We start from the raw sequence: 12,271 nt of genomic DNA on the forward strand, positions 1-12,271 counted from the left end.
TCGTACGAATATATAGATCAATCACGGGAGGACATCCAATGAGATTCCGTCAGGTTCATCTCGATTTCCACACATCCGAAGCGATCGAAGGGATCGGCAGCCGCTTCTCCAAGCAACAGTTCCAGGATATGCTGAAGCTGGGCCATGTCGATTCGATCACGGTGTTCGCCAAATGCCATCACGGTTGGGCTTACCACCCGACGACCGCGAACGAAATGCACCCGCATCTCTCCTTCGACCTGCTGGGCGCCCAGATCGAAGCGGCGCATGAAATCGGCGTCAACACGCCGGTTTATCTGTCCGCCGGGCTGGACGAGAAACTGGCGCGCCGGCACCCGGAATGGCTTATCCGCGATCCGCAGGAGAAGGTCAACTGGGCGCCCGACTTCATGACGCCGGGATACCATCAGTTCTGCATGAATACTCCTTATCTGGACATCCTCGCCGCCCAGGTTCGCGAAGTCGCGTCCAACTACGACGCGGATGGGATCTTCCTTGACATCGTCGGGGTGCGCGAATGCTATTGCCAATTCTGCGTCGCCGAAATCCGTCGGCGCGGCTCGGATCCGCGCAACCTGGAGGATATGCGAGCCCTTTGGGAAGAGACGTACCAACGTTACGCCAACACCATGAACGATGCCGTTCATGCCGTCAAACCCGGCCTGCCGGTCTTTCACAACAGCGGTCACGTCAAGCGCGGACGGCGAGATCTCGCAAAGCTGAACACGCATCTGGAGCTGGAGTCCCTGCCGACGGGCGGCTGGGGGTATGATCATTTTCCGCTTTCCGCGCGATATGCCCAAGGGCTGGGGATGGATTTCCTGGGGATGACCGGGAAATTCCACACCTCGTGGGGCGAGTTTGGCGGCTACAAGCATCCGAACGCGCTGAAATACGAGACGGCGCTTAGCTTGGCCAACGGAGCGCGCATCTCCATCGGAGACCAACTGCACCCGACCGGGTTGATGGACCCGGCGACCTACGCGCTCATCGGCGAAGCTTACAAGGAAGTCGAAGCGAAGGAAGCCTGGTGCCAGGATGTGACCTCCATCGCCGAAGTGGCACTGTTGTCCGCCGAGGCGGCGGGGCGTTCGGGCTCCGCGGGGCCGCAGGCCGATCCGGGGGCCGTGCGAATCTTGCTGGAAGGGCATTACTTGTTTGATGTCGTGGATTTGGATAGCGATCTGAGTTCCTATTCCGTCGTCATCCTGCCGGACGTCATCGCCATCGACGAAGCGCTGAAGGCGAAGCTTGCGGCGTATATCGCCAACGGCGGCAAGATCCTGGCCACCGGCCGCTCCGGCTTATCGCCGGACGGTTCGCGGTTCGAGCTGGATTTCGGCGTGAAACCGCTTGGTGATTCCGCGTTCAAGCCGTCCTATTTTCGGCCGGACTTCGAGCTTCCTTCCTTGGGCAACGCGTCTTTCGTGATTTACGCCGACGGTCAGGAGGTGGAGCTGAATCCAAGCGGCATCCAGTTGGGGAGCCGGGAAAATCCCTATTTCAACCGCGACATCTTCACTTTTTGCTCGCATCAGCATACGCCGTCCGATTTGCGGGACGCCGGACCCGGGATGGTTGAAGGTCCCGCCGGCATCTACGCGGCCTGGAACCTGTTCGAGGACTACGCACTAAAGGGCAGCCTGCCCGTCAAAGAAATTATGCATTATGCCTTGGACCGCTTGCTGAACCGCAAGCAGGCCTGTACGAACCTGCCGGCGCAAGGGGTGACGACGCTTCAGGCACAACAGGCCGAGAATCGCTGGATCCATCATCTGTTATACGCCGCTCCGGTACGCCGGGGCCAGAACATTGAGGTGATCGAAGACCTGCCCGTCCTAAGCGGCATTGAATCCTCCGTGGCGGTTCCAGCACCCGTTCGGGAGGTTTACCTGGCGCCTCAACGGACACCGCTCCCGTTCCGTCAGGAGAACGGCTATGTCAGTTACACGCTTCCGCCTTGGTCCTGTCACCAGATGGTCGTGCTGCAATTTTAACCGGCACAACACCCCAAAGCCTTGAACCGGCCGGTTCAAGGCTTTTTTATCCCAGACCACTCGCTTCACTTCCCGCAGCGCCGTCAACAGGACCCAACAGCGATCTCGCGATATTGGACGTAGACAACAAGCCCAATGCCCAACCCGCATGTGTCTTGTCCGTTTGCGTGACGATCGGCGTCGTGCTGCGGCAAATCGCAGCTACTGCGATTAGACCATATCGGCCAACAATCCGCAACATCCGACCCTAGAAGACGTATATATAGTATCTGATTATGGGAGGAAAAGCGGTGCGTTTGAAACCTTGGACATCCCGGTGGATCAGACCTACGCTGATCCGGCTTCTGATCATATTCCTCGTGATCGCGGGCCTCAGCGTTTGGTCGGCACCTTATTTTTCGGAATCGGTATTTTACATGCATGGGAACAAATTCAGGCTGGATCAGCAAAATAGCCGGCAAGCTACGTATCGTTCCTCCGGCGGCCAACGGATCGTCGTGCTGAACGACGGCGACATCTACCGCAAACAGGTGAGGATTGACCAGCAAAATTACGCGGTAAACGTGCTTGAAGCAACGCCGGTTCCCCGTTATGAGGTGATTTATCCGTCCGGGGAGCGTTTCAATGTGGACAGCTATGGAGAAATGTTAGTGGGAACAAGCGATCAAGGCGAGACGATCCCTGAAATATCATGGAGTATTAATGGCGTTCCTCAGCCTTTTGACGATAAAGTAGGCTTGTACAGCCCCGGCATGATCGTCAGGGCGGCTTTTCCCGAGTATCACGCCAAGCAGGGGAGTTTGCTCCTCTATTATAGTTCTTTTATCCTCATGATCTTCGGATGGTGCCTGTTCCGTTACGAGAAGCTGCAGAACGTATTGTTTCATCTCTCTTTGCGGGGAATTTGGGTACGTGAAGCGGAGCCAAGCGGTTTCTATTATTTCTCATGCAAAATAAGCGGCGTTGCGATCCTCGGTTTTGGAGTTTATGTATTCGTAAAGTCCTTCTTGGTGTAAAACAAGGCCAACCTTATTCGGCTGGCCTTCATTAAGCTAGTTTCGGTTTATTTCACTTCCGTTGCGCCCGTAACTTTACCGTCGATTTTCGCGCTGGCTTGCACTTCCGCGTTCGCAAAGTACAAGTTACCGTCGATCGTAGCCGTTTTGTCCAGGTTGAACCCGTTGGCTTCGACATAGACGTCGCCTTTCACGGTGCCGCCTTGAATTCTCAGGTTTTCGCTTTGTACCGTCAGTTTAGGAACGGTCAAAGTAAACGAAGCGGTGATGTTGTGATCTTCGTCCTGGGTATACAAAGCGATTTTGCGATAGATGTCTTTCGAAGCGTCGTTCTTGTCATGGAATTCGCCGGCTACCACTACGTCCTTGTCAACCGTCAAGTCGTTCAGGATCGCGATGATCCAAGTGCCCTTCTCGCCGACCGCGTTCACGAACGCGTCCGCTTGGTTTACGAGCGATGCCGTTGCCGTAACGTCCGCTTGTTCAGCGGGCTTATTAGTGTTTGCCGCCGAATTGTCGCTGTTCGAACCGCAACCCGCCAGCAGCGCCGCCGCAATCCCCGCTACGACCAAACCTTTGACCATTTTCATTTGATTTCCCTCCTGTTTTTATCTTCAGTTTGAATTATAAAAAAAAGTGGAATTGCATAATGTGATTTATTTCACTATTAATGTGCGATTTTTCACATTCCGTGTCACAGCTTGTTCACTATTGAAATTCCCCCCTAAAGTTTGTTCATGCCAAATAAACAGCTCCCGGCTACGGAGATTTCCGTCCGGGAGCTGCGTCGACTCATCGTCGTTTGATTAGCGATAAAAGTTCATTTCGGCAATCGACCACCACCACTCGGGTGTTGCGGAGGTTTGCACGATTTTCACGTACCGGGCGCTTTGCTGAGGGAATGTCGTCACGATATGCTTGCTCGTACCGGACTCCTCCGCAACCGTCCTCCAGTTCTCGCCGTCCTCGGAGACGAGGACCTGGAAGCTGCGGGCATAATCGTTGGCACTGTCGCCCGAGTCCATGCTCAACCGGCTGAAGTACCGCTCGCGGCCCAAATCGATCTGAATCCACTGGCCGGGGGTTTGTCCCTCCCCGGACGTCCAGCGACTGCCTAGATCGGCGTCCAACAGGGCCGAGACGTTGTCGTAAGTCGAAGCCGTCACCGTCCAGCCCGTGCGGTCCAGTTCATTCGGGAACCCCTCGTCCCCGTCCTTTGGTTCCGGCACCCAAGGCGTTGGATCCGCCGTATATACCTTCACTTCATGAATCGACCACCAGTGGGAATCCGTGCCCGTCTGTACGACTTTTAGGAAGCGTGCCGTCTGCAGCGGGAAGGCTGCCGTCACCATCGGACCATTGCCGGTCCCCGAAGCGACGGGACTTCCCCAGGTCTCGCCGTCCAGGGAGGTATACACCTCATAGCCGTGCGCATAGTCCTCGGGGCTTTGTGTGCTGTCCATCACGATCTGATCGACCGGTTGCGCGGCGCCCAAATCGAGCTGGAACCATTCGCCGCCGGTTTGCTCGCGGCCGCTCGTCCAGCGGGTGCCCTCGGCGCCGTCCAGCATGGCCTCCATGCCGTCGCCGGAGGAAGCCGTGACGGCCCAACCGTCGGGCGTCAGTTCTTTTTGCTTGCCGATGCCGTAATTATTTACGTATAGCTCGGCGATCGACCACCAACGGTTGGCTTCGCCGGTTTGCATCAGCTTCAGGTAACGGGCGGTTTGCGTCGGGAAAGTGATCGACAAGCGCCCCGGCTGTCCTATACCGCCGATAACCGGATCCCCCCAGTTCTCTCCGTCGTTAGAAACATATAACCGATACGAGCGAGGGTAATCCTCCCCGGCGTTGCCGGGGTCAAGCACGACAGAATCAAAGCGATGCACCGCACCCAAATCCACCTCCACCCATTGGCCGCTTGTCTGCTCGCGGCCGTTCGTCCAGAGCGTGTCGCGATCGCCGTCCAGCATATTTGCGGTTACATCCTGCCCCTGTGCGGAGGAGGCGGTCACGACCCAACCGGTTCGATCCTCAAGCGAACCGGTTGCAGGCGGCGGCGTTACCGGCGCCTGAGCGCCGAATTCGGCCAGCTTGAGCTCGGAAATCGACCACCAGCTGTCCGCCGATACCGTCAGCACAATCTTTACGTAGCGGGCTTGCTGCTTATTTAGGGACACCGCCAAGCTGGGCGATGTTCCGTTGCCGGCGGCTACCGGTTCATTCCATTTCTCACCGTCAGCCGAGACGTAAACCTCGTAACCATGCGCATAATCTCCCCAATTCGTGCCGGAGTTCATGAACAAGGTATCAAACGTTTTCTCCGAGCCCAGGTCGATTTGCAGCCAATCGCCGGGGGCTTGCAAACGTCCCGTAGACCAGCGGGTGGACAAATCGCCGTCCACAAGGCGCTCGACGCCTTCCGAGCTGGAAGAAGCACTTAGGGTCCATCCGCTGCGATCCAGATATTTCACGCCATGCGACGGATCCGGTCCTTCCAACACCGTCTCCTCCAGCGGGTTTACTTTCACTTGGGCTTTGGCATACACCGTCGCCGATCCCAGTGGCCCGTTCGCGCCGAAGAAATGCACGGTCTTGGCACTGTCCGACGGATTCCAGATTTGCGCCGTGTAGACGCCGTCTTTTTCGTATACGGTAACCGCCGGATCGTTCGCCCAAATATCCATGGTACGAGTTCCGGTCGAAACCATGCTGTGAATGAACCAGTAGGCATTAAAGACTTCGTTTTGCTGCATTTGGCTTGTTTCCCATTTCGCCAGCGCGCCTTCCGGATCGCCGATCGATTGGAACGGCCAGATGATATGCTGCCACGAACGCTCCGGCTGGCCGCCGAGGTCCTGGATCAGTCCCGCATACAGCTCGTTCGTTTTTTGCGGATCCCGTCCGTAGTAAGTCATCCATTCCGCTGGCGGGAGCCAGTGAATGCCGTAAATCTGCTCCGGATCGCCGGAGAAATACGTGCCGTACAAATAGGCGCTGCCGTATACATGGCCTACAGTAGCGTGCTTGTAGCCTTCCACCCAGTTGTCGTGGTCATAGTTGAACCAGTACTGCTCGGCCGCTTTTTCCTCGGTCGTAAAGCCCCAAATGCCGGTATCCCGATATTCGTCGTTGCCGGTCACGAGGCCCCACATATATTCGCCGACCCAACTGAACAAAGCTTCCCCGGCGGCTTCCTGGTTGTTGCCGCTGCGGTTATCCGCATAGCCGCCAGCCCAGGAATGGCCCTCATACGGATCAAAATTGCGGAGCCAAGGGAACTGGCTGTCCGTTCTCGACGGGTTGGCATAATCGCGAATCAGCAGCTCGACCATACCGCGGTAATCCTGAAGGAACTGCTTGTCGTACGTCGCCAGCACGGCGGAAGCGAAGATGTAATAGCCATACGTGAAATGGTGATCCGTCAGCCCCGTATTCACGCCAAAACCGCTGCCGTACGGGAAAATCGCGCCCCACTCGTCCGAATAATGGAAATAATACGAGTGCGGCCGTTCTTCCGGCGAATAAGTGTACCAGTCCGTCAAAATATACTTCAATTTGGACAGATAAAGGTCTCTTCGTTCCGTGTCGCCAAGCTGATCGCTGATTAGGACACCCAGCGACAGCGGGTGCAGCTTTTTGCCTTGCCAATAGGGATCTTCGCTCATGATGTCCCCCGCAACATCGGCATCCAATTGATCCAGGTACGCCATCAGCTGCGCCCGGGAATAGGTCGGATCGTCAGGTTCGACGAACTGCGGGATAATCCCATAGAAACGATCCTGGGTCGTAAAAGAATTCCCCTCGCTCACCTTCAACAACCCGCGGATCGAAGGGTAGCTCAGATCGGTTAAAGGCGTGATGGCGATTTTCCATTGATGCGGAAGCAACGCCATCAAGGTGTCCGAAGAGAAGCCCGGACGTTTGAGTTCCGTGATCGAGCGGAAATCGGTCGTTACGAGCGAAGTCGCTTCATCGTAACGGTAGTCGACTTGTGTATCCGTCACGAACGCATAGGCATGCTGATAATAATTGTCAAGCTCCCCCGCGGACGGCAGCGCCGCCAGGGACAGGTAACTGTCGCCTTGGCCAAATTTGATCTTGATCGTATGGCCAAGCTTCATGAACAAGGTGCCTTCCGGAGCGAACACCCCGTAATGGCGCACGAACGTCTGCGGCTGCGGCGCCTTGTCCTGGTTGGTCACTTCGATGCCGATATGATCGGCCGTCAGCACGTCGCCGTCATTGAGCAGGATCGGTTGACCGTGATCGTCATACAACCGGGTGATGAACTGCGACTGCAGAATCGCCGCATCCGGATTTTCGAACGTGTTGTAAAGAAACGGCGAGCCTTTGACGAATGTCGTGCTCATTTTCGCCGTATCGTCGTCACTCATCACCACCGTGGCGGAATAGTCCCCATAGCCGGCTATCTGGGTGACGATCTCGGCAGGGTTGAGGTTATTCGTCGACAGGATCAAATCCGGTTCGCCGTCGGCGTCAATCGAACCTCCATCCGCAGAGGCATAACCGGCCCCTGGGTTTAAAATATTCAGCCCCTGCTTGGTATACCGGTTCTTCAGCGGGAGCGTCACCAGGCTGTTGCCGTCGCCCAAATTGGAGATCAGTATCGACTGCCACCAATCGTTCGAAGGAATCGGGGCTTCAACGTTGGAGGTGCGATACTTCGGATTTTTCGGCTCCAGCATCGTCACGTCGTTGATTTCATAGCTGCCCGCACCGACCTGAACGGCGGAAGCTGCCGGAATTTCCGGGATATCGTAGGTTGATTTCGGGTCGCCCTCCCGGTAAGCGTATACGCCGAAATCGTATAGCGAATAGCCGTTGGTGGAGCCGCGGCCGAGACCGGCCATTTTTACGTAACGGGCCTTCGCGTAGACCGGAATGTTCTCCCGTCCGCCCGATCCGTTAAACTGGCGATAAACGGTCGTCCAATGGCCGGCATCCTCGGACACTTGAATATCATAGGCGCGTCCATAAGCCGCTTCCCAGTTGAAGGATACACTGCCGATTTCCCGAGTTTCGCCCAAGTCGACGTAAATCCACTCGTTATCCTTATAAACTGAAGACCAGCGGGTATCGTTGCTGCCATCGGTCGCGTTGATCGCCAAATAGTTCTTTTCTTCCATCTTGGCTTTATCTTCGGCCGATTTGCTGGGCTCGTCGATTTCCAGCGAAGAGGCCGTTACCGGCTTGCCAAGCGCCAAATTTACTGCTGCCGGCTTGGGAGGCTGGCTGGCACCACCGGTACCGTATACGTTAAACTCGTAAATCGACACGCCATAGGCTTCCTGTGCCCGCTTCGTGCTAATCACACGAACATATCGAGCATTGGCGGCTACCTCAACTTCGGTCCATCCGCCTTTACCTTCCGTCGTGGAGTATACGGGTTCCCAGTGAACTTCGTCGTCGGACACCTCAAACGCAAAAGCGCTGGCATAAGCGTTTTCCCATTTAACCGAAACCTTCGAGATGTTGGCGTTGGCGCCCAAATCGACGTACATCCATTGCGGATCCTTTTTCCATACGCTTTCCCAGCGGGTGTTCTCGTTACCGTCAACCGCCATATCCGGCGTATTGCCGCCCAACGAGGAAGAACTGTAGACCGGTCTATATAGAGATAGCAAATAATCACCCTCAGCCGCTCTGGCCGCCGGGGCAGGTAATACTTGCACACTGTTGATCATTAAAATGATAGCGGTCAATAAATGCGCCCATACGACACGGGACTTTCGCTTGCTCACGAACGCTCTCTTCATGATCTCTCTCCTTTATTCACTTGCATTTGTGAAGCGTCCAACCAGTCTCTTAACTTTGTTTTTATCTCTTTCTCCTGTCCATCGCATGTCTCCTCACTGTTCGAGATTTCCCTGCCGAGCGGCCCATATATGGTAAAATGTACCACCCCACCATGAATTATCGTCCGATCCCTCACCATTATGTAGAGACAACTCCCTCGATCTCAAAAAACAGGAAAATAGCACTATACCCAAGCAACACAGTATTTCGAAAGTCGCACAACCAAAAAACGAAGCAACGCATTTAATATTTCGGATTGACTTATCATATGTTTACGACATATACTGTTTATTATATATACAGTTATTAATGAAATGGAGGGAGCTAATAAAATGAATCATGCCATCGAAGTCAGCGGATTGCGCAAAAGCATCGGCAGCCAAACGATACTGAACGGGGTTGATCTCGTTGTGCCTTCAGGCACGGTCTATGCCCTGCTTGGGCCCAATGGCGCCGGTAAAACTACACTGATCCGCATCCTTTCTACGCTTTCCGCGCCTGATGCGGGGACGGTACGGGTGGCCGGGTACGATGTTGTCGCCCAGAAATACGAGGTCAAACGCTCCATCAGTTTAACCGGACAATTTACCGCCGTCGACGAGGTGCTAACCGGCGAGGAAAATTTGGTGATGATGGGCCGCCTCTCAGGCCTATCCTCCAAGGCAGCCCGTTTGCGCGCCGCGGAGCTGTTGGAACAATTCGACTTGACCGATGCGGCGCGCAAGCGGGTAAAGACGTATTCCGGCGGCATGCGCCGACGCCTCGATCTTGCGATCAGCCTGATCGTCAAGCGCCCGGTGTTGTTCTTGGACGAACCGACAACCGGTCTTGACACTCTGAGCCGCCGCGTACTGTGGGACGGCATCACGGAACTGGCCCGTCAGGGCCATACGATATTTCTGACCACGCAATATTTGGAGGAAGCCGATCAATTGGCCGATAAAGTTGCGGTCCTCAAGGACGGACACATCGTTGCGACCGGCACCGCGGAACAGCTAAAGGCACAAGTCCGCAGCGATCGGGTTGAGCTCCGTGACGCGGAAGACCGTCTCGTTTCCCGGGTGCCGACGGACGGCACGATCCTTGATTTGCTTGGCATCCTAAATAGTCTAAACTCCCAGGTGCCGGCAGATGCACGAGTCAGCATCCAGCGTCCGACGATGGATGATGTCTTTATAGCCCTGACCTCCGGCGAAAGGGAGGTTTCGGCATGATGCAAGCCCACAGCCCGGCAAAACAGCCCTCGTCGTGGACCACGAATTGGGTTTTTATCGGTCGAGGGATTCGCCATAGTCTGAGAGATGTGGACGCCATGGTCATGGCCATCGTGCTTCCGGTTATGCTCATGCTGCTGTTCACCTACGTATTCGGCGGTGCCCTTGACCCCTCCGGGAATTACGTCAAATACGTGGTTCCCGGGATCATCCTGCTTTGCGCCGGGTTTGGCGCCTCGGGGACAGCGGTGAAAGTCGCCGAGGATATTTCAAACGGCGTGATCGAGCGATTCCGCACCCTGCCGATCCAAAGCCTTGGCGTGATTACCGGACACGTCGTCGCCAGCCTGGCCCGGAACCTTGTCGCCACCGCGGTCGTCATTGGCGTTGCCATGCTCGTCGGCTTCCGTCCTGCCGCCGGCATCGGCGAGTGGCTTGGGGCTGCAGGCGTCATCGTCCTGTTCATCCTCGCCATCACCTGGTTATTCGCCGCGATCGGCCTGGTTGCCGGGAGCCCCTCCGCCGCGAGCGGTTACGGGTTCATCCTGCTGTTCCTGCCCTACCTGTCCAGCGCCTTCGTCCCCACGCAGTCGATGCCGCAGTGGCTCCAGGGCTTCGCGGCCCATCAGCCGATCACTCCGGCGATCGAAACGATCCGCGGTTTACTGACCGGCACCGCCATCGGCGACAACGCCTGGTGGGCCGCAGGCTGGTGCCTGCTCCTCATCGGCGGGGCATTCATATGGTGCCGCGTGGTCTTTCATCGCCGGTCGGGACAACGTTAGAACCTATAAAAACAGGGAAATCGAATCGCTTCGATTTCCCTGTTTTACATTTCTCGCCTAACATTTCACTTTGCCTTCGCGGTGCTAATCAAGTAATGCTCCACCCCGTCCAAAATCCGCTCCAGACCAAATTCGATGTCATTCCCTACATCGTTGTCGGCCTCATTTTCCCCGGTGTATTCTCCCGACATCACAAGCGGATGCAGATACGGAAACCGCTCCGCAGTAACGAGCTCCTTCAGCGCCGCACTGTAGCTGAACCCGCTAAATTCGCCCGGGCTGGTGCCCGAACTTATGGCCCGGTCCATGTCCCGTTGCAGGATCCCGCATGCCCGCGCATAGCTGCTTAAGAGCAGGATGATCGACATTTTCGCGTAGCCGCTGATGGGGAAGTTTTGCAATCCCCGCAACGCCCAATCGACGAACCGCAAACTGTTCGGCGTGATCGGCGCGCCGTAAATCGGGAGATCGGCAAACCAGGGATGTTCCTTATATACTTTCACCGTGCTCCAAACGAAGGTCCGCATCATGCCCCGCCAGTCGTCCGGATCCTGTTCCTCAGGGAGGGGGATGTCACAGATCGCCTCCTGCATGAGCAGCAGCAAATCGTCCTTGCTAGGAATATATCGATACAGCGACATGGCCGTATATCCCAGCGCTCCGGCGACCCGGCTCATGGAAACGGCAGCCAACCCGTCCTGATCCGCAAGCGCAACCGCGGCGTTAACAATCTCCGAGATGCTCATCTCCCGCTTGGGTCCCCGTTTCGGTTCCGGGATCAATCCCCAGGTTAATGCCACCCCATGAGGAAGGCCCTTGGTATAGTTGTGATCTTCCGCCTTGTTTCCATGTTCGTTCATATCTCTTGTCTCCTCGATTTGTATATGGTCATGATATAAACTGCTTATTATATAAGCAATATACCATAATTCCAGGAGCAACATCCATGAACGAGTGCACTAAGAATACCGCCCCCCGTCCGAGGGACTTCCGAAAAAAAGGCCTGCGCTCGAAACTTCAAATGTCCGATGCCGGCTGCGGTCAGTTCCACCGGGTAGAAACGCGCAAATTAAGCCAAGCTCTCCAGGTATTCACGGATTTGGCCCGGGGTTTTGGCGAATTTGCTGTGCAGATGGGCGATTTTCTCCCCGTTTTTAAAGACGAGCAGGCTCGGGATCCCCCGCACTTCGTTGGCTTCGGCCAGTGGCTGGAATTCCTCGGCATCCATCGCGTAGAACTCTTTGTCCTTGTGCTCCGCAATAATATCTCCAATGAATCGGTCCAGGTTTTTGCAATCCGGGCACCAGGTCGTATCGAATTTGATGACCGTATACCGGTCTCTTTGAATCAATTGTTCGAATTGCGTTTCCGCTTGGACTCTTTCCATCCGGATCCACTCCTTTTTAATTGTAGAATTGATAGTTTAAATTTGAATATTT

The 12,271-nt window shown here is 55.6% G+C and carries 9 protein-coding genes; 4 read left to right on the forward strand and 5 right to left on the reverse strand.

Annotation, left to right across the window (positions count from 1 at the left end):
• Window positions 1–38 precede the first annotated feature (38 nt).
• Entirely contained in the window at window positions 39–1,997 is a 1,959-nt protein-coding gene (locus ACZF99_RS13990) for a beta-galactosidase trimerization domain-containing protein (protein WP_483605677.1), read from the forward strand.
• A 46-nt stretch (window positions 1,998–2,043) separates the two neighbouring features.
• Here ACZF99_RS13990 and ACZF99_RS13995 read toward each other — a convergent pair whose 3' ends face one another.
• Window positions 2,044–2,238 carry a hypothetical protein gene (locus ACZF99_RS13995; RefSeq protein WP_483605678.1) on the reverse strand — a complete coding sequence of 65 codons (195 nt, stop codon included), beginning with the start codon at window positions 2,236–2,238 and terminating at the stop codon, window positions 2,044–2,046.
• A gap of 49 nt (window positions 2,239–2,287) precedes the next feature.
• On the opposite strand from ACZF99_RS13995, the gene ACZF99_RS14000 reads away from it, so the two are divergent.
• Entirely contained in the window at window positions 2,288–3,013 is a 726-nt protein-coding gene (locus ACZF99_RS14000; protein ID WP_483605679.1) for a DUF6199 family natural product biosynthesis protein, read from the forward strand.
• Window positions 3,014–3,060: 47 nt separating this feature from the next.
• On the opposite strand, the gene ACZF99_RS14005 is transcribed toward ACZF99_RS14000, so the two are convergent.
• Together ACZF99_RS14005 and ACZF99_RS14010 are read right to left on the reverse strand one after the other, a co-directional pair.
• Window positions 3,061–3,603, reverse strand: a complete 543-nt coding sequence (locus ACZF99_RS14005; protein WP_483605680.1) for a polymer-forming cytoskeletal protein — start codon at window positions 3,601–3,603, stop codon at window positions 3,061–3,063.
• A 216-nt stretch (window positions 3,604–3,819) separates the two neighbouring features.
• Complete coding sequence (locus ACZF99_RS14010; protein WP_483605681.1) at window positions 3,820–8,793, reverse strand: discoidin domain-containing protein; 4,974 nt, start codon at window positions 8,791–8,793, stop codon at window positions 3,820–3,822.
• Between the two features lie 372 nt (window positions 8,794–9,165).
• Between ACZF99_RS14010 and ACZF99_RS14015 the strand changes: the two genes are divergently transcribed.
• Both ACZF99_RS14015 and ACZF99_RS14020 read left to right on the forward strand, forming a co-directional pair.
• Entirely contained in the window at window positions 9,166–10,047 is an 882-nt protein-coding gene (locus tag ACZF99_RS14015) for an ATP-binding cassette domain-containing protein (RefSeq protein WP_483605683.1), read from the forward strand.
• Complete coding sequence (locus ACZF99_RS14020; protein ID WP_483605684.1) at window positions 10,044–10,832, forward strand: ABC transporter permease; 789 nt, start codon at window positions 10,044–10,046, stop codon at window positions 10,830–10,832. Before ACZF99_RS14015 ends, ACZF99_RS14020 begins: the two co-directional genes overlap by 4 nt.
• 65 nt (window positions 10,833–10,897) lie before the next feature.
• Here ACZF99_RS14020 and ACZF99_RS14025 read toward each other — a convergent pair whose 3' ends face one another.
• Together ACZF99_RS14025 and ACZF99_RS14030 are read right to left on the reverse strand one after the other, a co-directional pair.
• Window positions 10,898–11,692 (reverse strand): TetR/AcrR family transcriptional regulator, encoded by a 795-nt coding sequence (locus ACZF99_RS14025; RefSeq protein ID WP_483605685.1) that lies wholly within the window; start codon window positions 11,690–11,692, stop codon window positions 10,898–10,900.
• Window positions 11,693–11,901: 209 nt separating this feature from the next.
• The gene (locus ACZF99_RS14030) at window positions 11,902–12,219 is read right to left on the reverse strand and encodes a thioredoxin family protein (protein WP_483605686.1); all 318 of its coding nucleotides are present in this window, start codon (window positions 12,217–12,219) and stop codon (window positions 11,902–11,904) included.
• Between the last annotated feature and the right edge of the window lie 52 nt (window positions 12,220–12,271).

It is taken from the genome of Paenibacillus sp. JL3B1040, assembly GCF_057063165.1.

Coding starts and splice junctions, on each gene's coding strand:
- ACZF99_RS13995 (WP_483605678.1), bottom strand. CDS start 2,238: ATGTTGCGGATTGTTGGCCGATATGGTCTAATCGCAGTAGCTGCGATT.
- ACZF99_RS14005 (WP_483605680.1), bottom strand. CDS start 3,603: ATGAAAATGGTCAAAGGTTTGGTCGTAGCGGGGATTGCGGCGGCGCTG.
- ACZF99_RS14015 (WP_483605683.1), top strand. CDS start 9,166: ATGAATCATGCCATCGAAGTCAGCGGATTGCGCAAAAGCATCGGCAGC.
- ACZF99_RS14030 (WP_483605686.1), bottom strand. CDS start 12,219: ATGGAAAGAGTCCAAGCGGAAACGCAATTCGAACAATTGATTCAAAGA.
- ACZF99_RS14020 (WP_483605684.1), top strand. CDS start 10,044: ATGATGCAAGCCCACAGCCCGGCAAAACAGCCCTCGTCGTGGACCACG.
- ACZF99_RS13990 (WP_483605677.1), top strand. CDS start 39: ATGAGATTCCGTCAGGTTCATCTCGATTTCCACACATCCGAAGCGATC.
- ACZF99_RS14010 (WP_483605681.1), bottom strand. CDS start 8,793: ATGAAGAGAGCGTTCGTGAGCAAGCGAAAGTCCCGTGTCGTATGGGCG.
- ACZF99_RS14025 (WP_483605685.1), bottom strand. CDS start 11,692: ATGAACGAACATGGAAACAAGGCGGAAGATCACAACTATACCAAGGGC.